The sequence below is a fragment of the Flavobacterium gelatinilyticum genome (genome assembly GCF_027111295.1).
GTDB lineage: Bacteria > Bacteroidota > Bacteroidia > Flavobacteriales > Flavobacteriaceae > Flavobacterium > Flavobacterium gelatinilyticum.
Map to the genome: position 1 here is coordinate 3,228,940 of NZ_CP114287.1, position 26,584 is coordinate 3,255,523.

Genomic DNA, 26,584 nt, shown 5'->3' on the forward strand with positions numbered 1-26,584 from the left:
ACTCAAATCCTTTTCAACTGTATTATATCAAAAACCCATTCAAAACAATTCGTAATGAATTCAAATCCGGAAATAAAAAGTCTTTTACAAAAGTTTGTTCTAAACCAGTGCACGCCCGAAGAAACAAACGAAGTAATTGTTTATTATAAAAAAAACCAGCTTACAGATGATTTCCCGACTGTAGAAGATATTCAAAATCTTTTGGAGGAAATGCCTAAAATGGAAAAGCAGAAAGCCGATGACATTTTCATGAACATCTTAAGCGCATCAAAAGAAGAAGAATCTTCAACAGAATCTGTAATTGAAATGCCTGAACGAAGATTAAATTACAAAAAATACATTTCGATTGCCGCTTCTATAATTGTTTTATTGGGAATTGGCTTTTTCTACAAACAAAACATGACCAGCACAGCTGTTGCTGCTGAACAAAAATTTGACTTTAAAAGCACCGACATTGTACTGCAGTTAGAAAACGGAGAAACTCAGGTTATTTCTGAGCATAATTCCTCTCAGGTAAAAGATGCAAAAGGAAATGTAATTGGAAACCAGAACGGAGACAAACTGGTTTATGAAAACAGTTCAGATCCTGAAAAACTGGTTTACAATACGATTAAAATTCCGTACGGAAAAAAATTCCGTCTTCAGTTATCAGACGGAACCTTTGTTCACTTAAACTCAGGAACGACTTTAAAATACCCTGTAAAATTTATTGCCGGCGAAAACAGACAGGTTTTTCTTGACGGAGAAGCATTTTTTGATGTGGCCAAAGACAAAAAACATCCTTTTATAGTAAATGCCGACGACTTAAATGTTCGTGTTTTAGGAACGCATTTCAACGTTTCAAGCTATCCTGAAGACGCTTTAACCGATGTTGTTCTGGTGGAAGGTTCTGTTGGGATGTACGAATCAAATCAGGAGTTTGATGCTGCAAAAAACACCATTTTAAAACCGGGATTTAAAGGAAGCTTTAATAAAGAAAATGCTAAAATTTCCACAAAAGCGGTTATTACAGAGATCTACACCTCCTGGATTGACGGCGGTTTGACGTTTAGAAATATGACTTTCAAAAACATTATTACCAAGCTCGAAAGGCGTTATAATGTTACAATTGTAAACAAAAATGAGAAACTGGCCAATGAAAAATTCAATGCCAGCTTTAAAGAAGAATCTATAGAAAATGTCATGAGTTATTTTAACGACATCCACGGCATTAATTACACGATAAAAAACAATCAAATACTAATTAAATAACCACTAAAACCAACAAAATTTATGAGGAGATAACATTACGGGAATAAAAAAATCGGAAAGAGCTGCGAACAATTTCCGATTAACTAAGTGATTGAATATAACGAATTAACTACAATCAATTAACAAAATTATGAAAAAAAAATCTAAGAATAATGGGTTTCTGTACTCATTGTTCCAAAATGACCTAAAATTGAAACTAACTACTCTACTTCTTTTGGTCGCCATGTTTAATATTCGAGGGAATACCTATGCCCAAAAAACAAAAGTTACTCTTGAACTAAACAATTCAACAATCGAAAAGGTTATTGAGACCATTGAACAAAAAACCGACTTCAGGTTTATTTACAAATTGAACGATATCGACTTAGACCGAACGGTTTCAATATCTGTAAAAGACCAGTCTATATATGTTGTTTTAGACAAACTTTTTAAGGGAACTCCAACCGAATTTAAAATTCGAGACACTCAAATCATACTTAAAAAACCGGAACTTAAAACACAGATAATCGAATATCAAAAACAAACTGTTTCAGGTGTTATTACAGACGAGAACGGACTCCCGCTTCCCGGAGCTTCTGTTCTGGAAGAAGGAACAAAAAACGGAATGGTAACTGATTTTGACGGAAAATACAAACTTACTGTCGAAAGCAGCCAGTCGGTTATTATTGTGTCTTTTGTGGGATACAAAGAAAAAAAAGTAACCGCAAACCAAAACGTAATCAATATCCAGATGTTTCCGGATGCTACAGACTTACAGGAAATTGTGGTTGTAGGTTACGGTACAACAGCAAAAAGAGATGTTACAGGCGCTGTTTCTTCAATCTCTTCAAAAGATATGAATCAGGGTGCCATCGTAAATCCGCTGCAATTAATTTCAGGAAAAGCAGCCGGTGTTAATATTACCCAGACAGGCAGTGAACCGGGTTCAGTACCAAGTGTTCGTATCCGCGGTATTTCTTCTTTAATTGGAGGAAGCGATCCGTTGGTGGTTGTTGACGGAATTCAGGGAAATATGGATTTATTAAATCAGGTGCCACCAAGCGAAATTGAAACTTTTGACATCCTGAAAGATGCATCGGCAACCGCAATTTACGGTTCACGTGGTGCGCCGGGTGTCATTATCGTGACTACTAAAAAAAACAAAGCCGGAAGAACTACAATGGAATATATTGGTTCGACAGCTTTAGATTTTATTCCGAAGAAATTAGACATGCTGAGTGCAGATGAATGGTGGACAGCGGCTAAAAGTGTCGGCGTTCCGGCATCGGCAAACCATGGTTCAGATACGGATTGGTACGGACTTTTAACCCGTACAGGAATCACACAGACACATACATTATCTTTTGGAGGCGGAACAGATAAATTCAATTACAGAGCGTCGTTAACCGCTATTATGCAGGATGGAGTTGTAATTAATTCAAGCAGCCAAAAATATATTGGCCGTATTCAGGCAACGCAATTGGCTTTTGATGACAAACTGAAACTGACTTTTAATCTGAATACCGGAGTAAACAATACAACAAACAGTATTCAAAGTATCGGAACGGCTGCTTTTACATCAAACTTAATTACAAATGCGTATTTGATGCGGCCTACAGATCCTGTTTACAATACTGACGGAACGTATTTTTCAGATCCAAATGTATTTCAATACTTAAATCCGTATGCCGCTGCTCAGACTACGACAAGTGAAGATCAAAACGATAATTTATTCGGAAGTTTAAAAGCCGATCTTGATCTCGCAAAAGGTTTAACAGCAAACTGGTTTGGAAGCTGGAGAAAAACAAACACAACCAGAGGTTATTTTCAGCCCGTAGAATCAACCGCGGCGTATGCCATTGACCAGAGAGGATTTGCGAATATCAAAAACGAAAGACAAAATGAAAAACTGACCAACTTCAGTCTAAACTACAAAAGAACATTCGGCATTCACAATATAAACATACTGGGTTTATACGAATGGCAGAATCAGACCTATCAGGGAAATTATGCGCAGGCAAGAGGTTTTATGAATGATAAGACGACTTACAATGCGCTTCAGTTGGGCGATTTGTCTAAAGTGCGTCCGGGCGATATAGAATCGTATAAAAACGACCGTTCATTAGTGTCTTTTTTAGGAAGAGTAAATTATTCTTTACTGGACCGTTATTTACTTACAGCCAGTATCCGACGCGATGGTTCTTCTGTTTTTGGAGTTAATAATAAATGGGGAGATTTCCCGTCAGCTTCTGCTGCCTGGCAGATTAACAAAGAATCTTTCATGCAAAACCAAACCTTGTTTGATGAGTTAAAACTTCGTGCAGGATATGGGGTAACCGGTAACCAGCAGGGACTTCTGCCACATCAGTCAATCTCATTGGTTGGCAATTCAGGTATTGTATATTTTGGAGGCCAGCCTATTACAAACTACAGCGTCAAACAAAATGCCAACGCCGATTTGAAATGGGAAACTAAAAAACAAACCAACTTAGGTCTTGATTTCGCTCTTTTAAATAACAGATTAAGAGGAACTGTAGATGTTTACACCTCAACAACAGAAAATTTATTGTTTAATTATGTAGTACCGCAGCCGCCATTCCCTCACAAGGATATCAGAGCAAATGTGGGAAGTATTTCAAACAAAGGTCTTGAAATTTCTCTTGCCTATGATCTAATCAAAACAGAGAACAGCACGCTTACTTTGGCAGGAAACGTTTCTTTTATGAAAAACGAGGTGCTTAATTTAAGTGGCAGCATAAACGGAATTCCTTTAAATACAGATTACGTAGGCTGGGGAGCTGAAAACTCATATTTAGTAAAAGGAAAACCTGTTGGAGCATTTTACATTCTGGAACATACCGGAAAAAATGGAAACAATGTCGAAACCGTTCTGGATCGCAATGGCGATGGCGTAATCGATCAGGGAACCAGAAGTGCAGACCGTTATTATGCAGGTTCGGCTTTACCAACGTATACATTTTCATTTAACCCAACGTACCGATACAAAAACTTCGATGCATCGATGCTGCTAAGAGGTTCAGGAGGAAATAAAATTTACAATGGTTTACGTTCTAATTTAAGCCGAATGGAAAACATTGGTAAATCGAATATTCTGGCAAGTGCCGTAGAACAGGGAATATACACTTCGCCTTATGGTTCTGATTTATGGCTGGAAGATGGTTCATTTATCCGTTTAGACAATCTTACTGCCGGATACAGTTTCCGTTTTACAGATAAATATATTGATTCTATCAGACTTTCACTTACAGGAAACAACCTATTCCTGATAACCGATTACACAGGTATGGACCCTGAATTGAACGTAAGCGGCAGCGGCGAAAGCTTTGGTGGCGATAAAGGAATTTATCCTCGTACCAGAAGTGTCGCGTTTGGTTTGACTGTAAAATTTAAATAGTAAAAGAAGATGAAAATTAAAAATATAATATTAGCAGGAAGCGTTTGTTTCCTGACACTTTTCGGCTGTACAGATATTGATGAAAATGTATACGACAAATATCCGGCAGATGAATTTTACGGAACTCCGGAAGGAGCAGATATTGCGCTTGCCAATGTATACGCACAGATTCCGGGAGAATTTACAAGAGAAGATGCGCCTGGTGTAGGATACGCCGGAGCAGATAACGGCTGGTACGATATGAATTGCATGTCTTCTGACGAACAGGTTATTCCGCATAGAAATACCGGTGACTGGCAGCAGGATTTTGCCCGTTTGCACAAACACGAATGGCTGCCAACAGATGCCATTATCAATAATACCTGGAACTGGTTATACAAAGCCGTTTTCAATGCCAATTTAGCGGTTAGTTTATTAGAAAAATCAGAAGCTGATACTTCCAAAATTGCCGAAGCCAAAGTATTACGAGCTTTCTTCTACTATTTATTGATTGATGATTACGGTGATGTTCCTTTCTTTACAGACAATAATACTACTGTTGACAAAATACCACAGGCCGGCCGTAAGGAGATTTTCGATTTTATTGTAAAAGAATTAAACGATAATATTGAACTTTTATCAGGTACAAAAGGCGGTAATTACTACGGAAGATTCAATAAATGGGCTGGTTACACTTTATTGGCAAAAGTATACTTAAATGCTCAGGTATATACCGGAACGCCAAAATGGAACGAATGTTTAGAAGCTTGTAACAAAGTAGGCGACGGCGGATTCAAATTGCATTCCGGTGAAGCAGATCCTCTAAATCCGCTTGGAAGTAAATATTATGAATTATTTGGCGATGTGCTTCCGGACGACGAAACTATTCTGCCTATCTACGCTACACTTGATATTGTATCACGTAACGTATATGCCGTTCGCAGTTTATACGGTCTTCATGCCCAAAACTTATTTGGCTTCAGCGGCTGGAACGGTACAATTGTTCCTAAAGATTTTTACTTAAAATACGCTGCAAACGACATCCGCAGAAATCAGTTTTTAGTGGGCGAACAGCCAGGAGGATTCAATTATACGCTTAATGTTTCATCATTAGACAATCCCGGAGCGGGTCCTCAGGAAGGAGTTCGTAACGTGAAATTCTATCCAGCAGCGCCAAGAACAGGAGGCGGTGCATCTAACGATTTCCCAATTTTTAGATATGCCGATGTTCTTTTAATGATTGCCGAATGTCATGCTCGTTTAGGAAATGCCGGTGCTGCAAAACCTTTTATCGACCAGATCAGACAGCGCGCCGGATTAGATGCTTTAGACCACGATCCTACTCTTGAAGACATTTACAACGAAAGAGGATTCGAATTGAACTGGGAAGGACACAGAAGACAAGACATGATTCGTTTTGATAAATTCTTATTGGCAAACGAATTCAGACCTGCTTCTCCTGCTTTTAGAAAATTGTTCCCTATTCCAACTTCAGCTTTAAATGCCAATTTAAGTCTAAAACAAAACGAAGGATATCCTGGACGCTAAAACGAAACTATCATGAAAAAATATATAAATAAATTACTTTTATTAGGCGGTTTGCTTTTTATGGGTGCATCCTGCGAAAGCGGTGCCGAATTAACGACATTGGCTTCTGTTAATTTTCCTTCCCAAATTACTGTTTCATCAAACACACTGGTTCTAAATGAAGATACAGCCGAAGATCAGATTTTACTCGTTTCATGGCCTTCTGTTTCTTTTCCAATTGAAGCTTCGGTTACGTATGCACTTCAGTTTGATGTCGTGGCAGACACAACAGGCAGCACAGCCTGGCAGAAAGCCAAAAGAGTTGAAGTTGGAACAGATGTTCTGAGCAAAACTTTAATTGGCAGAGATTTAAATAAAATAGCAACTGACTTAGGGCTTCAAATTGACAAAGAAGGAAAACTGGTCGTTCGTGTAGAAGCCGCTATGGATCATAAAATCTATTCAAAATCGGTTACGATAAACATTACACCTTACGAAAAAAGCGTAGTTTTTGGCGAAATTTATATGCCGGGAAGTTATCAGGGAGAATGGAATGTTGAAACCGCTGCTGCACTAACCGCGATTCAAAAAGGTGTTTATCAGGGCTACATGACTGTTCCTGCCGGAGCAGGACTTGAGTTCAAATTGAATAACGAAAGAAACTGGGCGCAGTTTTACGGCGCAGGCAGTGCAAACGGCGACATCAAAAACGGAAGTACTAAAGATTTTCTTCTTCCGGGCGCAGGTTCGTACCAGATCAAAGCCAATTTAAACACCTCAAAATGGACTGCAACACCGTATTCATGGGGAATCGTGGGCGATGCAACTGCCGGAAGCTGGGATAACAGCACGCCAATGAATTACGATCATCAAACCAAAACGTGGAAAATTACTGTGAATCTTGTTCCCGGAAATGTGAAGTTCAGACTTAACAACAGCTGGACAATAAACTACGGGCCAAAAAACACGACAGACGGATTGGTTTATCTGGATGATCAGGGTTCTCATTATGTTGGCGAAGGCGGTACTTATGAAATCACACTGCAAATAAATGATGTTGATCCCGCAAGTTCAGGATATCCTGCAACGGCTGTTTATACGGTAACCAAAAAATAGATAAAAATTAAGTTTAGTTTGGTTTGAGTTTACCTGTCTTTTTACTTCGAAAGGCAGGTTACTTCTCAACCATTTAAAAATATAAAAATTATGAAATTTAATATCAAAATCATTTACGCATTCGTATTTGCCTTAGCATTTGTTTCCTGCAGCTCTTCGGATGACGATACAAGCAAGGAACCGGTTTCGCCATACACGCAATATGGTGCTTCATTTGAAAAAATGCCAAAGAAAGAAGATGCCATAATCTATCAGGTAAACATTCGTGCTTTTAGTCAGGCCGGAACATTAAAAGGCGTTCAGGACCGACTTTCTCAAATTCAGGAATTGGGTGCAAATGTCATTTACTTAATGCCCGTTTTTCCTGTTGGAAAAGAAAGAGCAACCGGAGAGCTGGGATCTCCTTACGCTGTAAAAGATTACAAAGCCGTAAATCCCGATTTTGGAACCTTACAAGACCTTCAGACTTTAGTCGAAGAAGCTCACAAGAAAAATATGGCCGTTATTCTGGACTGGGTTGCTAACCACACTGCTTGGGACAACGCCTGGATTACACAGCATCCTGACTGGTATCAAAAAGATGCAGACGGTAAAATTATAATTCCGCCGGGAACCAATTATAATGATGTGGCACAGTTAAACTTCGAAAATACCGAAATGAAAGACGCCATGATCGACGCTATGTCTTACTGGGTTTACAATGCCAATATAGACGGTTTCAGATGCGATTATGCTGATTTTGTTCCGAATAATTTCTGGACAGATGCCATAACAAAACTTCGAAAAATCAAAAAGAACCAGAATATCTTAATGCTGGCCGAAGGTTCAAAATTTAACCACTTTGCATCGGGCTTTGATTATACTTTTGGTTTCAATTTCTTTTCTACGATAGAGAAGCTTTTCAAAGAAAACAAACCAGCCACTACTATTCAGGATTCGAATGCAACAGAATATGCAAACATTTACAATCCGGCAGACAGAGTAGTTCGATACACCACCAATCACGACGTGAACTTCAGCGACGGAACGCCGCTGGAACTTTTTGGAGGTAAAAAAGGCTCTATGGCTATGTTTGTTGTTGCTGCATATTTAAAATCGGTTCCGATGATTTACAACGGACAGGAAATTGGGTTCGACAAAAGACTAAACTATTTCGCCAGAACACCAATTGACTGGTCAACGGCCGATACTGAAATGCTGAGCGAATACAAAAAAATCATCGCTTTCAGAAACACCAGTAAAGCCATTAAAACAGGAGAATTTACAGGTTACAGCAGTGACGCCGTTAGTGCGTTTACGATGGTAAAAGACGGTGAAAAAGTTTTTGTGCTTTCTAACCTTACCAATTCGACTGTAAAACAACTTATTCCGGCGACATTAAAAGGAAACTGGAAAGATGCTTTCAGCGGAGCGGCAGTAGTGGTTGGTGCCGATATAACCCTTGAGCCTTTTCAGTACATTATATTAAAAAATTAATATTCCCATGCAGCTTTAAAGCTTAAATTTGCACAAAACTAAATAACATGAATTTTCAATCCCACAAATCATTGCTTCAAATGCGTTTGAGCAAAAAAACAGCGTTTTTATTTTTTATCCTTGCCACATTTTGGCTTCAGGCACAAGAAATAACTTCGCCGGACAAAAATCTTTCTCTCAAATTTGAATTAAAAGAAGGCGGCATTCCGTCTTACCAGTTATCATACAAACAAAAACCGGTTATTAAACCAAGTACTTTAGGTTTAGAACTTCAAAACAATGCTTCGTTTATGGACGGTTTTACTGTTACAAACACAGCACAATCATCTGTAAATGAAAATTGGAATCCGGTTTTAGGAGAAGAAAAAACAATTCGTAATCATTACAACGAATTGGTTGTCACTTTGGCTCAGGCAAAAAATAACAATAGATTTATCCGTATTCGTTTTCGTTTATTCAACGACGGATTGGGATTTAGATATGAATTTCCGAAACAAAACGACTTAAGTTATTTTGTAATTAAAGAAGAACGAACCGAATTTCAATTGGCTGGAAATCATAAAATTTTCTGGATTCCGGGAGATTACGATACCAACGAATATGCTTATACAACTTCAAAGATTTCAGAAATTCCGTCTCTAATGAAAAAAGCAACGATTGAGATTAATGCACAGCAGCCAATCGCAGCACTTTCTGTACAAACGCCTTCTATGATGAAATCTGATGATGGCTTATACATCAACATTCACGAAGCAGGATTAATCAATTATCCGGCTATGTATCTTGAAGTTGATGCCAAAACCAACAAAATGGTAAGTCATTTGGCTCCGGATGCTGTTGGTGCAAAAGGTTATATGCAGACGGATACCCAAACACCTTGGAGAACTATTGTAGTAAGCGATAAAGCAACCGATATTCTGGCTTCAAAATTGATTTTAAATCTTAACGAACCTACAAGTTATAAAGATGTTTCCTGGATTAAACCTGTAAAATACATCGGGATTTGGTGGGAATATTTTGTAGCGGGAAGAAGTACTTGGGCTTTCGGGAAAGAAAACAACGTAAAAATGACGGATGATTTCAGTAAACTTACTCCAAACGGAAAACACGGCGCTACAACAGAACGTGCAAAAGAATATATTGATTTTGCTTCTAAAAACGGTTTTGATGCGATCCTTATCGAAGGATGGAACATTGGATGGGAAGACTGGATTGGCAACTGGAAAGAAGATGTTTTTGATTACGTAACAGCTTATCCTGATTTTGATGTAAAAGCAGTTCATGCATATGCGGCTTCAAAAGGAGTAAAAATTATGATGCACCACGAAACTTCGGGATCGGCTACTAATTACGAACGTCGTCTGGATCGTGCCTTTCAATTTATGAATGATAATGGTTATGATGCTGTAAAAACTGGTTACGTTGGACAGATTATTCCGCGCGGCGAACATCATGACGGACAATGGATGGTTAATCACTATATTCATGTTGCAAAACGTGCAGCCGATTATAAAATTATGGTGAACAGCCATGAAGCGGTTCGCCCAACTGGATTAAATCGTACTTATCCAAACTGGATTGCTCAGGAATCTGCACGCGGAACGGAGTTTGAATCTATGGGAGGTTTAGCGCCGGATCACACAACCATTTTACCTTTTACAAGATTAATGGGTGGTCCAATGGATTATACACCTGGAATTTTTCAAACTGATCTTTCATATTATGGAACCGGAAGTACACAACGTGTAAACACCACTTTGGTAAAACAATTGGCTTATTATGTAACGATGTATTCTCCACTTCAAATGGCGGCTGATATTCCGGGGAATTATGAGCGCTTTCCAGATGCTTTTCAGTTCATTAAAGACGTAGCTGTAGACTGGGATAATAGTTATATTCTTGAAGCTGAACCGGGAGATTATATTACAATTGCCCGTAAAGCAAAAGGCAAAAACGAATGGTTCATTGGTGGAATTACTGATGAAAATGCAAGAACAGCAAACATTTCATTTGATTATTTACCTGCCGGAAAAAACTTCATTGCAACCATTTATGCTGACGCTAAAGATGCAAACTGGAATCAAAATCCGCAGAAATATACGGTTACAAAAGTTATCGTAAACTCAAAAACTAAATTAAAACAATATTTAGCTTCTGGAGGTGGTGTTGCTATCAGCATCAAAGAAGGAACTCCATCCGAATTAAAAGGATTGAAGAAAATATAGAATTTAGTTGTTTAACTAAGTAGAAATGGCGCAGGAAAATTTCTTGCGCCATTTTTTATTTTTTTTTCATCACAAACTATTTAAAGAATCTGCCTAAAATAAATTCGTGAATTCGCGGCTGTTATTTTTACTCCTCAAACAATTCCATCAACTCCAGCGCTCGTTTTATTGACTTCACATTTTCAAAAGTCAATAACAAACGTAATCCGTTTACGGTTTGTTTTTCTTTCATTTTACAAAGCGTACTTTGTTTTTGAACGAAGTTTAAAACTTTTCTAAACTTAGCAGATTGATAATAATCAGACTGTTGATCCGAAACAAAATAACCAATCATTTTACCTTGTTTCAAGACTAATTTCTCGATTCCGACTCTTGTTGCAATCCATTTAATGCGGATGCTGTTTAATAAAGCAACAGCAGGTTTTGGCAATGGCCCGAAACGGTCAATTAGTTTTTTCTCAAATTCCTGCAAACCGGCTTCGTCTTTTATTGCGCCCAATTCGTTGTATAAAACCAAACGTTCAGAAACGTTATTGATATATTCATCCGGGAATAATAATTCGAAATCAGCATCGATTTGAATGTCTTTTACGTATTCTTTCGTGTCGATATCATTTTCTTCCGGATATAAATCTTTGAATTCATTTTCCTTCAATTCTTCAATTGCCTCGTTCATGATTTTTTGGTAGGTATCAAAACCAATTTCGTTAATGAAACCGCTTTGTTCGCCGCCTAATAAATCTCCTGCACCGCGAATCTCCAAATCTTTCATCGCAATATTAAAACCGCTTCCCAATTCGCTGAATTGCTCCAAAGCCTGAATACGTTTTCTGGCATCTTCGGTCATTGATGAATACGGCGGACAGATGAAATAACAGAATGCTTTCTTGTTGCTTCGCCCTACTCGACCACGCATTTGATGCAAATCTGATAATCCGAAATTATTGGCGTTATTGATAAAAATCGTGTTGGCATTTGGAACGTCCAATCCACTTTCGATAATCGTTGTGGCAACCAAAACATCAAAATCTCCGTTCATGAAACCTAACATCAATTCTTCGAGTTTTGCGCCGTCCATTTGCCCGTGACCAATTCCGACTCTTGCATTTGGAACCAATCGCTGAATCATTCCTGCCACTTCTTTTATATTTTCGATTCGGTTGTTGATAAAGAAAACCTGTCCGTTTCGTTGAATTTCATACGAAATCGCATCTCGGATAATTTCTTCATTAAAACCAACCACATTCGTTTCAATCGGATAACGATTTGGCGGAGGCGTCGTAATTACCGATAAATCTCGAGCCGCCATTAATGAAAACTGCAACGTTCTTGGAATTGGTGTTGCTGTTAACGTCAGCGTGTCAACATTTGCAGCAATAGTTTTCAATTTATCTTTTACGTTTACTCCAAACTTTTGTTCCTCATCGACAATCAATAAACCTAAGTCTTTAAAAACTACATTTTTGTTTACCAATTGATGCGTTCCAATTACAATATCCAGTTTTCCTTCGGCTAAATCTTTTAACGTTTGTGTTTTTTGTTTTGCCGTTCTAAATCTATTTAAATACCCAATTGAAACCGGCATATCTTTTAAACGTTCCGAAAAAGTTCTATAATGCTGATACGCCAAAATCGTTGTTGGAACCAAAACCGCAACTTGTTTACTGTTGTCAACCGCTTTAAAAGCAGCACGAATCGCAACCTCAGTTTTTCCGAAACCAACATCACCACAAACCAAACGATCCATTGGACGATCGCTTTCCATATCGGCTTTTACTTCTGCCGTTGATTTCATTTGGTCTGGCGTATCTTCGTAAATAAACGAACTTTCTAATTCGTTTTGAAGATAACTGTCCGGCGCAAACTGAAAACCTTTTTCCAAACGACGTTTTGCATACAATTGAATCAAATTGAACGCAATATGTTTTACCCTCGCTTTGGTTTTCTGTTTTAAAACTTTCCAAGCGTTCGATCCAAGTTTATAAATTTTCGGCGGAGTTCCGTCTTTTCCGTTGTATTTTGAGATTTTGTGAAGCGAGTGAATGCTCACGTACACAATATCATTGTCGGCATAAACCAATTTTATGGCTTCCTGAGTTTTGCCTTCAACCTGAATTTTCTGCAATCCGCCAAACTTCCCGATTCCGTGATCAATATGTGTTACATAATCACCTACGGAAAGTGCAGTTAATTCTTTTAAAGTGATATTCTGCTTTTTCGAATATCCGTTTTTGATGTTGAATTTATGATAACGTTCAAAAATCTGATGATCGGTATAAGCCGTTATTTGATTTTCTTCATCAATAAATCCCTGATACAGAGGCAACACAATGGTATTATATTGCTTTCTGATATTTTCTGAATTCGCTTCGTCTAAGCTTTCAAAAATATCATGAAAACGTTTTGCCTGTGTTTCATTCGAACAAAACAGATAATTGATATATCCGTTAAAATGATTTTCACTCAAATTATTAAGCAATAAATCAAATTGTTTATTGAATGATGGTTGAGGCTGAATATGAAATTCGAATTTTTTAGTGGTTTTATAAACGGGTCTTGAAGCCAATTCTACAACTGAAAAGTCCAAAGATCTTTTTATAAACGAAGCCTGATTTAAGAACAATTGTTCCGGCGCCGCGTGTTTTATTTCTTTCGAAAGTTTCTCAAAAGCTTCTTCTGCTCTTGCAAATTGTTTGTCCAACTGACTAAAAAGTCCTTCGGTATTTTGAATGAAAAGAACTGTTTTTTCGGCAATATAATCTAAAAAGCTTTCGCGGTTTTCCTGAAAAAGTTTGTTTTCAACATTCGGGATAATCGTGATTTTTTTATGGGTTTCTACCGATAATTGCGTTTCAACATCAAAAGTTCTAATGCTGTCTACTTCATTTCCGAAAAACTCAATTCTGTATGGATGATCATTTGAAAATGAGAATACATCGACAATTCCTCCGCGGACTGAAAATTCTCCAGGTTCTGTAATGAAATCTACTCTTTTGAATTCGTATTCAAATAAAACTTCGTTGATAAAATCAATTGAAATTTTATCGTTTAAAGCGACTTTCAAAGTGTTTTTATCGAGTTCTCTTCTCGTAACTACTTTCTCAAAAAGTGCCTCCGGATACGTAACAATTACGGCTGGTTTTTTTCTTGAATTAATTCGGTTTAAAACCTCAGCGCGAAGCAAAACATTCGCATTATCGGTTTCATCAATCTGGTACGGACGACGAAATGAAGCGGGATAAAACAATACGTCCTGCTCGCCAATCATCTGCTCCAGATCGTTCAGATAATATGCAGCTTCTTCTTTATTGTCTAAAACAATTAAAAAAGGCAATTCGGTTTTTCTGAAAACGGAACGTATAATAAATGAAACAGCAGATCCTAATAATCCGCTGATGTTCATTTTTACTTGATTTCCTTCCAGTAAAGCCGAAGCAATCTGCTGTGCTTTAGGCAGATTATCGTATGTTGTATATAAGGCGTTTTTACTCAACTTTTGGTATATTTGGATCTAATGGCGGCGTAGAATTCGGAATTGCACGCGTTGTATCTAACATTTTTAAGAAATCAGCTTCTCCTTCTTCTTTTGGAATTTTAGCTTTCTCAACAATTTTGTCCATTTGTCTTTCTAATGAAACCAGTTCTTTGTTGATTTCGCCAATTAAAAAAGCCACTTTATCATCCGGAATCTGGCTTAAATGAATAAACAAATCCATCATTTTGATTTTGGTAATCAAAATAGCGATTCGGCTTTTTATTTGCGGCTGATTAAACTGCTCCGGAATATTATTATTTAAAGCGGTTGCTTTTTTGGCAATCGCTGCAGATTTTTTTTGAAAAGCTCCAATTGTTTTCCTTGGCTTATCGCCTATTTCCTTCAAAAAATCACGCCATTCTGTCCATGATCTGGCGTTACTTTCAGAAACTTCATTAATAGGTTCATCGATAAAGATCCAGGCTTTATTGATGTTATTAAAAATCTTTTCTTTCTTTTTGGCTTCTTTTGCATTTTCGGCAAGACGTCTTTCGTTCTCATTCTGACACGATTGAAAAGCAAAAACCAAAAGCAGAAACAGGATTATTCTGTATTTCATTTCTTAAAATGTTAGGGCACAAAGTTACGAAGTAAATTTACAATTACGAATTGGGATTTTAGCCACGAATTCACGAATTTTTCTTTTCTAAAATCTCTATCCGTAAAGCTTTTTAGTTTACTGCTTCTATGCGAATTTGATAATCTGCAGGCTGGTTTTAACTGATTACTGAATCGACCTCCAAAGAGAATAATATAAAAAACAATCTTTATCATTATTAATTTTATAATTTAATGTTTGAAAAAACCAAGATATTTGCGAAAACGTTATATTTGTAGCTCTAAAAAAACACAAATGAATCCTAAAATACTAATAATTGGCGCCTGCGGTCAAATTGGAACTGAGCTGACCCAAAAACTGCGTAAATTATACGGAACCGAAAATGTAATCGCTTCTGATATTCGTAAATTAAATACTGATGTTGTTAATTCAGGCCCTTTTGAAGTTGTAAATGCTCTGGATTTTAACCAAATTGAACACCTGGTTGAAGTGCATAAAATTACAGATGTTTATTTGATGGCGGCACTTTTATCTGCAACTGCAGAAAAGAATCCTGCTTTTGCCTGGGATTTGAATATGAATTCGCTTTTTCACGTTTTGAATCTGGCTAAAGCCAAAAAAATCCAAAAGATTTTCTGGCCTTCGAGTATTGCCGTTTTTGGACCAACTACTCCAAAAGAAAACACACCGCAATACACGATTATGGAGCCTTCGACAGTTTACGGAATCAGCAAGCAATCAGGAGAAAGATGGTGTGAGTACTACCATAATATTTACGGTGTTGATGTACGCAGTATTCGTTATCCGGGTTTAATTAGCTGGTCGACTCCTCCGGGCGGCGGTACAACAGATTATGCCGTTGATATTTTCTATAAGGCTATTGCCGATAAAAAATACGAATGCTTTTTATCATCTGAAACCAAAATGCCAATGATGTATATGGATGATGCGATTGATGCTACAATCAACATCATGAAAGCTCCGGCTGAAGAAATCAAAATTCATTCGTCATACAACCTCGCTGCAATGAGTTTTACGCCGACAGAAATTGCTGCTGAAATTAAAAAACATATTCCGGAATTTGAGATTACGTATAATCCTGATTTCCGTCAGAAAATCGCAGACAGCTGGCCGGCGAGTATTGATGACAGTTCTGCCAGAGAAGACTGGGGATGGAATCATAAATTTGATCTGGAATCTATGACAAAAGATATGATCGAACATTTGAGTTAAAACTCATTAAAATAAAAAAATACCGAAGCCTTAACTTCGGTATTTTTTTTTTGCTTTTTCTAAAACTCAAATTCTCCAATCAGAATTTTACTGTCGTTTTCACGTTTATTTTCTTTCTGACTTTGGAAAACAGCAATTTTACGTTCTTGCCTTCCATCAGAATAATGAAGATAAACTTCGGCCATTATTGTTGTTGGACCAGAAAGCAGATTCTGTCTCTCTCCAAAAAAATTGGTTTTAATTTTATATTTACCCTTTATGGCTTTTTTTAGTAAAAACTGCTCAGGACCAAATCCCTGAGTAAAATCATTACTTAATCTTCCTCCAATTTCTGTAGATTTATGAGAATAAGAACAATCTTCCCCTCTCGGATCTGTAACCCAAAGGTCTATATCTGTATTGTCTTTATTCCAGTTAATTACAACTCGAATGTCTACCGGTAAATCTGCTTTTAGGCGATCATCTATTTTACTTGCATCTGCATTTTTATTTTGGCTTAGGATATTATTAATTTCCATAATCAAAATTTCCTCTATACCGTTGTCTCTTATTGAAATTTCATCGGTATATTCTTGGTAAAGCATAGATTTATAAACATCAAGAGCCTCTTGAGGTTTTTTATTATCAACCAAAGCTAATGCATAATCTCTGTGGCTTTGAGCATCAAAAGGTCTCCATTCCAGTATTTTTTGAGTAATCCATAATTCTTTTTCATAATTACCTCTTTGTTTTAGCAGATAAGATATTGTTTTGTATAACTCTTCATTTTCCAGATCCAGCTCTGCTAATGTACTTAAGACTTTTAAAGAAAGTACTTTATCTCCTTTTCTGAACAGCAATTTAGAAACGTCAAAATAATACGTTACTTGCTTTTCATATTTAGAACGGTTTTCAAGATATTTTTGATAGATTAATTCAGAAGAGTTTAAGTTCTGAAAATCTTTCATATACTCTTCTTTGCTTTCCACCTCTACCAAAGTTATTTTACCTTTAGGTTTTATTAATTCAGATGCATTGTAAATAGCATTGTCTTCTTCTTGTACTTGATCTTTATTTTGTCCTAATGACTGATTAGAAATCTTAGGGTATTGCTTTTTTTCTGCAGGTTTGAACTCACTATTCCACCAGGTTACCAGTTCACGGGTTACATCAAAAGATTTAGATAAAAGATTTTTTCTTCTTTCTAAAATTTCTTTTTTGTTTCTTGAAACGATTTTATTGTATTCAGACAATAATTCCTGAGGCGGTGTAATTCTATAACGCACATAATCATTCACGTCATCCAATACAATAAGACTGGTATTTTTACTCACGACTCCAAACTGTTCACTCAGGTTCATGATTTCATCACGGTTTTGAGTTGAATTAAGTTCAAGGTCATTGATTTTTCTTTGTGCCCAAAATTGTGCAATTGGCCAATTATCTACTTGCACAGCAGTACCGAAATCTACAGGAACTTCATAGGTTTTATTTCCTACTGAAAAAAGCGCGGTTAGTTTACCCAAATTTGGAGATGAAATTCCAAATATATTAACAGGTTCATTTACTACAGTTCCAACATTTGGAAACAGCTCTTGAATAGCCGCATTTTCTTTAAATCCTAAAAATTTAACAGGCTGTTTACTGTATGCTTTTAGTGCAGACTGCGTGTCTAATTCGTTAAGATTGATAAAATTCCCTCCCGATTGTGATGCCAAAAGTTTTAAAAGGTTAAAATCAGAAGTAGGTGTGCTTACGATACTGTTTACAGGTTTTTTGAATTTTAATGTCAAATCACCAAAATTTGAAATTCCATCAGAAAATAAAAGATATTCTTCAATTTCTGAAATCTCTTTTAGTGCACCAAAATCGGTTCCACCATCATATTTTAAGTCAACAATTCTATTTTTTAATGCGTTCCAGTTTCCACCAGAAACAGTAAATTCTTCTGTTTTTTCCAGAATATTATTTAAAAGAACAAAAGATACCGAAACATCTTTGTTACTCAAAAAATAGGCATTAAGAAAGTCAAATTCTTTTTGATGGTTTCTCTTCGATCCGCTAAATGAGTTATCCCAAATAATTGCAATCTTGCGAGATTTTAATTTTTCCTTCGCAGGAAAGTCTGTCGAAACACTCGCTGCAAAATAAAATTGATTCTCAGAAGTCTTCTGCAGCAAAACATTTGAAGACTGATTAGGTTTAGGTATCGCTATTTTAAGATTTTCATTTGGTGTGAAATTTTCTTTGCTAATCTCAGCCACCCATTGATTTCCTTTTTTCTCAAAAGCAAAACTTCCATCTGGATTTTCAGTAATTTTTGGAGTTACAAGACTTTCATTAATTAGTACTTTAAGGTTAAATTTCGGAATACGGGCAGTTTCATTAGCAAAAGTCAAAAGATACTGATAGTCAGAAGCAAAGACTTTTAGTTCTTGATGATACGTAATTTTAATAGTTCTACTGCCTTGAGCCGGGATTGGATAAATTCTTGTTCGGAAATTATTTCCCTCTACTTTTTCAATAATCCCCGGATCTATATTTCTTTTTTCAACACTTTCAAATACTTCTTTAGCTCGTTCTTTAGGAACAGGGACTGCATCTCTTAATTTCCCGTTGATATCTAATGCATAACCGCTTACACTTACTCCTTCTGGTAACGGAATGGTAAGTTTTCCTTCTAAAATTCTACTGCTCGGATTATAAAATGTATAAGTAGCTGTTGTTGTGGCAAGATTTCCCAAAATCCTGGTCTCAATTTTTGCTTCCTGTAGAACGACTGGATGTTTTTTTAGATTTTCTACATCCAGATTTGGAATCTGAGAAAAAACTGCGCTATAAAACACTAATGCACAGATAGTAAAAATTTTATTCATATTAAAAAAATGGTTTCTTATTTAATTACAAAAGAGAAAAGGCAATAAATTTTTAAGTGATTTTAATTAGAAACTGCGAATGTGCTTAGCAACAATTCCAAAATTAATACCCTGTACTTCATCTACTCCACTGAAATTGACTGCGATTAACTGGCCACACTCATTAAATACCGGTGCACCGCTGGCACCATGTGTAGAAGTAATACTGTATTGAATTTTATTTCCGTCTGATTCTTTACTTATTTTACCATCATAAAGCTGCACTTTTAGTCCTGAATTTGTCTTTGCCAAATCCATTCCTAAAGGATAACCAACCATTATGGCTTTTTGTCCAGGATTCAAAGACGTGTCATCATCAACTGTATTGTCAAGATTAACAATATTTGTAACACTTTGTGGAGTAGTATGATCAATAAGCCTCACAGTACCTAAATCAATATTGGTATCTTCTGAAATTTTTTCGATCTCGCAATTAAGCCATTCATCGTCCGAATCATGCAGTGCTACCGCAATATCTACAGTTTTTATATATACCTCAATATCGTCTTTCGATACATATTCTTTAACTGGAATTGCTGCTGCAATATCTGTTGATACATTGGCTGTATCTTCTTCTACATCATTTGAACTAACGAATTCTTCACCTGCTGACTCTTCACTTCTTTCTTCTCCTTCTCCTTCACCTTCATAATCTCCTTCACCTTCATCATAAGCAGATGCAACTTGCCAGTTTCTTTCGATAAAACTTTGATATTCATCTTCTGAAGTATCTGTAGTAAGAATTGAAGCAATTTTTAATCTTAAATTTCTAATAGTAGCATTTACTTTTTCCTGATCTTCATTTGATGAGTTCCATGGTTGTAAAACATGGCTGTTGGTCAATATTTTTCCATCTCTATCTATAAAAAAGCCTGTTCCAAAAACCGTTTCTTCTTTTGCATCTTGATTATTAAGCTTAATTTCTTTTCCTTTAATTTTTGCAAAATAACCATAGCTGTGTTTTATCAGTACAACTGCGTCTTTGTATTCGTCGTAAATTTTTGTATCCGAACCTAAACAAACAGAAGGAGGCGGCGTTGTAAAGTATTTAAAGCCAAAAAAAGCTGCCGTTGAAAGAATGACTGCAATAAAGACGATAATTTTGTAAGGTTTTCTTTTTTTACTGCTAATATCTTCCAAATCATTATTTGGTCCAATTTTTCTAATTTTCATTTTTAAATAGGTGGGTTTTATTAATTTGTTTTTAGATTGTCAAGTCGCAAAATTATTATTATCTGCTTTTTTTTGACGGGGCAAGGTAGTAATTTAATTGTTAAATTTTAACAGTAAAACAACCTGTTTATTTGAATTTTATTTCCCGTACTACAATCCATATAACTAATTATTAATAGAGCAAATATATTAATCTTTTAAAACAAAACATACTATTTAACTTACAAAAAAATATTCGCTGAACAAAAAAATCCAAAGACAGAAACTATCTTTGGATTTTATATCAGGATAAAAAATATCTTTTTTTACTTCACTTCAAAAACATTGTTTGTTTGCTTTACATCAGCCATTAATCCGCTTGGATCTATAGTGATTTTTTTGATTGACGTTTTGTTCTTGTCAATTGTAAAACTATAGTTTTGCTGTGCCCAGGCCCAATCTTCAAGAACTGTTCTCTTTTCGTTTGCGTTTGGGTTTGGTTTAATGAAATTCATCATTCGTAACGGAATGTAGAATGTTTCTGAAGTTCCATCAGTATAATCTACTTTTAAATCGATTGGCATTGGCATTCTTCCAATTCTTTCTAAAGTAACTGTTGTTTTTCCTGCATTATCTGCAACATCTTTGATTCCGTAATCGATCGTATTTGTTGTTTGTGTCCAATCAGTTAAGTACCAATCTAATTCTGCACCAGAAACTCTTTCTGCTGTTCTTTTAATGTCGTTTGGAGTTGGATGTTTGAATTTGAAATCATTATAATATCTTTTCAAAGCAGCATCAACATTTTCTTTTCCAATTACATATTCTAACTGCGAAAGGAAAATACTTCCTTTAATATAAGACGAAATACTGTACGGACGGTTTTCATCGTAACGATCGCCGTGTGTAGTCTGCGGTTGTTCTTTACCTGAATTTACTAAGCTGTAATACGCTTTGTAATTTCCTGCAAAAGGATTTGCTTCTTTTTTTTCTTTTAACTCATTTAAAGCACTGTCTTCGATGTAGGTTGTAAAACCTTCGTCCATCCAAGGATGTTTCGATTCGTTTGAAGCCAGAATATGCTGAAACCATGAGTGTCCTAATTCGTGGGTTGCCGTTCCTAAAATTCCTTCAAGAGTTCCGTTACCCAGCATTAAAGTACACATTGCATACTCCATACCGCCGTCGCCTCCCTGAATAAATGAATATTGTTTGTACGGATACTGCCCAACTCTGTGGTTATAGTAATCCATTACTTTTACCATTAACGGTTCTAACTGTTTCCAGTTGGCAGTCGTTTTTGGATTGTTTTTGTAAAAGAAATGCAAATCGACATCGTTTGGTCCTTTTACAATATCATGCGTGTACTCTTTGTCTGCAGCCCATGTAAAATCGTGAACATTTGGTGCGATAAAGTGCCATGTAAGTGTTTTTGCTTTTTTAGGATACGTAACTGTTACACCTTCATCCTGATAGCCGTGGCCAATTGAATTTTTATCCTGAAGATATCCTGAACCTCCAATGGTATAGTCTTTATCGATTGTAATTTTTACATCAAAATTTCCCCATACACCGTGAAATTCTCTTGCTATATACGGATCTGCGTGCCATCCTTCGAAATCAAATTCGGCTAATTTTGGGTACCATTGCGACATCGAAAGTTCTACGCCTTCGCTGTTGTTTCTTCCTGAACGGCGAACCTGTACCGGAACCTGACCGTCAAAATCTAATGTAAAAGTCGTTTTTGAATTTGGCAGTATTGGTTTTGCCAAAGTAACTTCTAAGATCGTTCCCGAAACTCTTGTTTGGGCTGCGGCACCATCTTGCTTGAAATTCGTAATCTTTAAGAATCCAATCTCGTTTGGTTTCAAAGATTCAATGCGGCTTTGTTTTACTTCTTTTCCATCTGGAGTTTTTACTTTACTAACCATTCTTGCGTCCGGATCTTTAATAAAGTGAAGACGTGCATCCATCTCGCTTCCCGGCTGAAAAGCATTTGGAAACAAATGATAGAAAACTTTTCTCAAAGTGTCAGGAGAATTATTAGTATAAACCAGTTCTTGTTTTCCTTTATACTGATAGTTTTTTACATCCATCGAAACCTCCATTTTATAATCGGCGTGCTGCTGCCAATACGGGGCGTTTTGTGCAAAAGCTGAGTTTAAACCAAAGCTTAGGAAAGAAAGTAAAATAATTTTTCGCATGTTTATATGTAATAGAAATGGAAGGGCGCGAACCCTTCCATTAGATTAATAGTGTATTTATGTTTATTTTTTAGACATCTTTTCTGCCATTAATAAAGCATTGTAAGCGTTTACCATCTTCGCTGTTTTTGATGATTCAGCAGAAGAAACTGCCACAGGTTTTTCATCCGGATTTGGGTTTTCACCCAAAACAACCTTTGCAGGAAGTGCCACTCCAGAGTCCATTAAAATCTTTTTAACCTGGGCGGCTTTTAATTTTGGATAGTACGAACGGATCAATACTGCAACACCTGCCGCATTTGGAGATGCCATTGAAGTTCCCTGTAAATATTTGTATTTATTGTTTGGAACTGTTGCATAGATTTCTTCTCCAGGAGCAAAAACGTCTACGTTAATTTTTCCAAAGTTTGAAAATCCTGCTACCACTGTTTCTCCGTACTCTTTATTGATAGCACCAATTGTGATTACATTATCAGCAAATTCTTTTACGTTATCTTTTGAATCGTTTGGATAGTTGATGTTTTTAGTTTCATCGATGTTGTAACCGTCGTTACCTGCTGCGTGAACGATTAAAACGTCTTTTTTAGCGGCATATTTAATGGCATCATAAACCCACTCTTTTTGAGGAGAGAAGCTTTTTCCAAAACTTCCGTTGATTACTTTTGCTCCATTATCAACTGCGTAGCGAATAGCAAGTGCAATATCTTTGTCATATTCATCTCCATCCGGAACGGCTCTTACAGTAAGAATCTCAACATTGTTTGCTACACCGTCTCCACCTAGATTATTACCACGAACCTGTGCAATAATTCCGGCAACGTGAGTTCCGTGAAGTGCTTTTTCTTTATCCGGACCAAATACTACGTTATTTCCGTAATTGGTATTTTTAATATCATTAGGATTATCTCCTACGATTTTTCTTCCGTCAAATTCTTTGTTTAAGTTGTAATTCAATTGGTCATAAACCTGTTCTCTGTATTCTTCAAAATCAGCTTCAGGGTCAAATGTTGGACCTGCATTTCCAAATATCTGCGTCATGATATTTTTACTCTGCAAGACTTTTGAATCTGTTGATGTAATTGTACTTAAATCTTCTAATTTATAAGTTGTTTTATTCAACTGTTTTTTAATAGTAGCGTGTACATCAAGTAAAAAATCGACTTGTTGTTTATCTTTTAATGCTTTTTCGTATTTCTCATTATATTGCTCTAGTGCAGCCTTATATTGTGCAGAACCGTCATCACCTTTTTTAACAATACGGGTCATTTCAAGATTTTCGCGAACAGCATCTCCAAGGAAATTCCATCCGTTCACATCATCAATATATCCGTTTTTATCATCGTCAATTCCGTTTCCAGGAATTTCTTTAGGATTAGTCCAGATCATTCCTTTTAGATCTTCGTGTTCGATATCAACACCAGAATCTACAATTCCTACAATAACTTTCTGGCCAGTTTTTCCCTGAAGTAATTCGGCATATGCTTTATCAACGCTCATTCCCGGAATTGAGTCTTTTATTAAGTCAAGATGACTCCATCTTTTTAATTCGTTTTCGCTTAGAGGCGCTTTTTTTACCACTGCTGCCGGCGCTGTAATAAAGTTTTTAGCTGTTGAAACTTGTGCCTGTACAGTTGCACTGCAGCCTGCTAAAACAAGTAATGCAAAAGCAGATAATTTAAGAGGTTTTATAGGACTCATGTATCTATATTATAAGTATAAGTTAAAAGATGGGTCTAAATTATGCTTTTTTGTTACAAAAAGCTAACTGTTAACAATGTGTTATGAAATTAAGATTAAAATTTCATTAAAAACAAGAGATTTACATATAATTTTATTAGTCAAAATCTTCTTTTTTAATGAAGAAAAAGTATGATTTTCTGTAAAACTTACAAAAGAAAAATATATAAGTTTTTTAATACGCGTTTTTGCAAAAAAATAGAATTGAAAATTGTATCATTGTTATGCCTAAACCAAATTTGTAAACCAGCCTATGAAACTAAAACTACTTTTACTGTTGTCCTTAACAGTGTCCAATTGCTGCCTATTGGTACCATTATCACTCTAGCTTTTTCTATATTTTACTCACTGCACAGGTATTTATTTTAAAGACTTGCTTTGCTTTGTTATGCCAAAATATTTCCGATAAAGTTTATTCACTTGTACACTCTATTATAAATTTAAATACGCCTATGAAAACAAAACTACTTTTACTGCTTTTATTAGCAAATTTTTCTATTTATGCACAAACTAATCTAGTCCCAAACGGGGGATTTGAAAACTGGACCGGCGGTACGCCTGACAACTGGAACGTTTCGAATACTGTTACTTTAAGCTCAGATGCTGCATCCGGACAGTACAGTGCCAAATTATCTTTTACAACAGTATCTGCAAAGATTATTGCCCAGGTGCCAATGAAAGCCGGGATTACCTATACTGTAAAATACAAGTACAAGTATCTTAGCAGTAATTACAGCAGCCTGCATCCTATCTCGCTAATAATTTCTAAAGATGGAAGTGCAACAAGTACATCACGCAGTACTTTTGCATCCAACAATTCATGGACCCCGAAAGAAACAACTTTTACTCCGGACATGGATCTTTCGTATGATCTGTCAATTTCTATATTTAGTTTTGACAGTGAGACTTTTGATATTTTAATTGATGACGTTCAGGTTTATACCGATGCTGTTACTGAAGAATATACCCAAATTCCTGATCTCGCTTTTGAAAACAAATTAATCGCTCTTGGAATTGACTCAGGTGCACCGGACGGACAAGTATTAACATCTAAAGTTGCTGCTTTAACCCAATTAGATCTTGAAAACAGTAACATCTCTGATTTAACAGGTATACAAGCATTTGTATCATTGGATAATTTGTATTTAAGAAAAAATAATCTAACTACGATTGATCTTTCTAAAAACCCAAAACTAACTTATTTGAATGTTGGTTCTAATAAATTGTCCAGTTTGAATTTGAGTGATAATCCGCTCCTGGAAAGTGTTGACTGCCAAAGAAACAATTTAACCAGTATCGACATTTCGCATAACCCTAAGCTAACCTATTTTAACTGCATGGTTAATCAAATATCTGGTTTAGACGTTTCTGCAAATACATTGCTGGAGGATTTGGCTGTTAGTTCTAACCAGCTGACTTCTTTAAATATTGACAAAAATCTTTCTTTAAAGACTTTAAATTGCGGCAATAATCAAATAACGAGTTTAAATATATCCAAAAATACTGCCCTGACCTCTTTGGCTTGTCATTACAATAAAATTACCAGCTTAAATGTTTCGAATAATACTTTATTAGAAGAATTGATGTGTCATTTTAACGAATTAACAAGTTTAGATGTATCAAACAATCCGGAACTATACATGCTGGACTGCCTTAATAATAAAATCACAAGCCTGGATGTTTCTGCAAACCCTAAGATTATAGAAGTAGCCTGCGAAAACAACAGTTTGACTTACTTAAATTTAAAGAATGGAAACAACGTTAATTTCGATCTCTTCTTCTCTAATTTCGTAAACAATCCGGATCTTAAATGTATTCTGGTTGATGATGCGGCTTATTCAGATCAAAATTGGGCCGATAAAAAGGACGCCGGCGCTGTATATGCTGCAAGTTGTACTTTAGGTGTGAACGAATCTGTTCTCAGCCAAGCTGTATTATATCCAAATCCAGTTAAAGATGTTATAAATATTCAGAATGTAAACTTAGAGAAGGCTGCTGTTTATAATGTTTTAGGACAACTAATAAAATCATTTACTTTAAATTCTACAAATACAGACAATACAATTAATTTATCTGGTTTGCCTAAAGGAGTTTACTACATTTACTTAATTAACGGAGATGCAGCTTCGGCGAAAAAAGTAGTTATAGAATAATCCCATTTATTTAAATTAAAAATCCGATTTTCAATGAAATGAAAATGGGATTTTTTTATTTATTAAAGCTCAATTTATATCATACTTTTTTCTAGCTAAATAAATTCATGCTTTACGGTTTCCCGTAAGGAATATCCTTTTAAATTCTT

At 36.0% G+C, this 26,584-nt stretch carries 14 protein-coding genes; 8 read left to right on the plus strand and 6 right to left on the minus strand.

The annotated features are described in order from the left end of the window. Positions 1-54: 54 nt before the first annotated feature. The 6 genes from OZP11_RS13720 to OZP11_RS13745 all read left to right on the plus strand — a co-directional run bounded on the left by OZP11_RS13720 (position 55) and on the right by OZP11_RS13745 (position 10,968). Entirely contained in the window at positions 55-1,251 is a 1,197-nt protein-coding gene (locus OZP11_RS13720) for a FecR family protein (RefSeq protein ID WP_281231124.1), read from the plus strand. A gap of 130 nt (positions 1,252-1,381) precedes the next feature. Next, positions 1,382-4,645 carry a TonB-dependent receptor gene (locus OZP11_RS13725; protein ID WP_281231125.1) on the plus strand — a complete coding sequence of 1,088 codons (3,264 nt, stop codon included), beginning with the start codon at positions 1,382-1,384 and terminating at the stop codon, positions 4,643-4,645. Between the two features lie 9 nt (positions 4,646-4,654). After that, complete coding sequence (locus OZP11_RS13730) at positions 4,655-6,172, plus strand: RagB/SusD family nutrient uptake outer membrane protein (protein ID WP_281231126.1); 1,518 nt, start codon at positions 4,655-4,657, stop codon at positions 6,170-6,172. 12 nt (positions 6,173-6,184) lie between these two features. Then, complete coding sequence (locus OZP11_RS13735) at positions 6,185-7,267, plus strand: SusE domain-containing protein (protein ID WP_281231127.1); 1,083 nt, start codon at positions 6,185-6,187, stop codon at positions 7,265-7,267. A gap of 90 nt (positions 7,268-7,357) precedes the next feature. Further along, the gene (locus OZP11_RS13740; protein ID WP_281231128.1) at positions 7,358-8,743 is read left to right on the plus strand and encodes an alpha-amylase family glycosyl hydrolase; all 1,386 of its coding nucleotides are present in this window, start codon (positions 7,358-7,360) and stop codon (positions 8,741-8,743) included. 80 nt (positions 8,744-8,823) lie between these two features. Next, positions 8,824-10,968, plus strand: coding sequence for a glycoside hydrolase family 97 protein (locus tag OZP11_RS13745; protein WP_281235529.1), 2,145 nt, complete (start codon positions 8,824-8,826; stop codon positions 10,966-10,968). A 127-nt stretch (positions 10,969-11,095) separates the two neighbouring features. Here OZP11_RS13745 and mfd read toward each other — a convergent pair whose 3' ends face one another. Both mfd and OZP11_RS13755 read right to left on the minus strand, forming a co-directional pair. Next, positions 11,096-14,461 (minus strand): transcription-repair coupling factor, encoded by a 3,366-nt coding sequence (mfd, locus tag OZP11_RS13750; RefSeq protein ID WP_281231129.1) that lies wholly within the window; start codon positions 14,459-14,461, stop codon positions 11,096-11,098. Continuing rightward, the gene (locus tag OZP11_RS13755) at positions 14,454-15,062 is read right to left on the minus strand and encodes a hypothetical protein (protein ID WP_281231130.1); all 609 of its coding nucleotides are present in this window, start codon (positions 15,060-15,062) and stop codon (positions 14,454-14,456) included. The genes mfd and OZP11_RS13755 overlap by 8 nt, the downstream gene beginning before the upstream one ends. A 294-nt stretch (positions 15,063-15,356) precedes the next feature. Here OZP11_RS13755 and OZP11_RS13760 point away from each other — a divergent pair, with 294 nt between their 5' ends. Further along, the gene (locus tag OZP11_RS13760; RefSeq protein WP_281231131.1) at positions 15,357-16,295 is read left to right on the plus strand and encodes an L-threonine 3-dehydrogenase; all 939 of its coding nucleotides are present in this window, start codon (positions 15,357-15,359) and stop codon (positions 16,293-16,295) included. Positions 16,296-16,354: 59 nt separating this feature from the next. Here OZP11_RS13760 and OZP11_RS13765 read toward each other — a convergent pair whose 3' ends face one another. The 4 genes from OZP11_RS13765 to OZP11_RS13780 form a co-directional block, all read right to left on the minus strand. Next, positions 16,355-19,150 (minus strand): DUF2135 domain-containing protein, encoded by a 2,796-nt coding sequence (locus OZP11_RS13765; protein WP_281231132.1) that lies wholly within the window; start codon positions 19,148-19,150, stop codon positions 16,355-16,357. Positions 19,151-19,216: 66 nt separating this feature from the next. After that, positions 19,217-20,362: a S1 family peptidase gene (locus tag OZP11_RS13770; protein WP_281231133.1), complete on the minus strand. Its 1,146-nt coding sequence runs from the start codon at positions 20,360-20,362 to the stop codon at positions 19,217-19,219. Between the two features lie 305 nt (positions 20,363-20,667). Further along, on the minus strand, positions 20,668-22,545 hold the full coding sequence (locus tag OZP11_RS13775; RefSeq protein ID WP_281231134.1) for a M1 family metallopeptidase: 1,878 nt from the start codon (positions 22,543-22,545) through the stop codon (positions 20,668-20,670). Positions 22,546-22,608: 63 nt separating this feature from the next. Then, positions 22,609-24,243 carry a S8 family peptidase gene (locus OZP11_RS13780; protein WP_281231135.1) on the minus strand — a complete coding sequence of 545 codons (1,635 nt, stop codon included), beginning with the start codon at positions 24,241-24,243 and terminating at the stop codon, positions 22,609-22,611. 491 nt (positions 24,244-24,734) lie between these two features. Here OZP11_RS13780 and OZP11_RS13785 point away from each other — a divergent pair, with 491 nt between their 5' ends. Further along, positions 24,735-26,435: a T9SS type A sorting domain-containing protein gene (locus OZP11_RS13785; protein ID WP_281231136.1), complete on the plus strand. Its 1,701-nt coding sequence runs from the start codon at positions 24,735-24,737 to the stop codon at positions 26,433-26,435. The last annotated feature ends 149 nt before the right edge of the window (positions 26,436-26,584 follow it).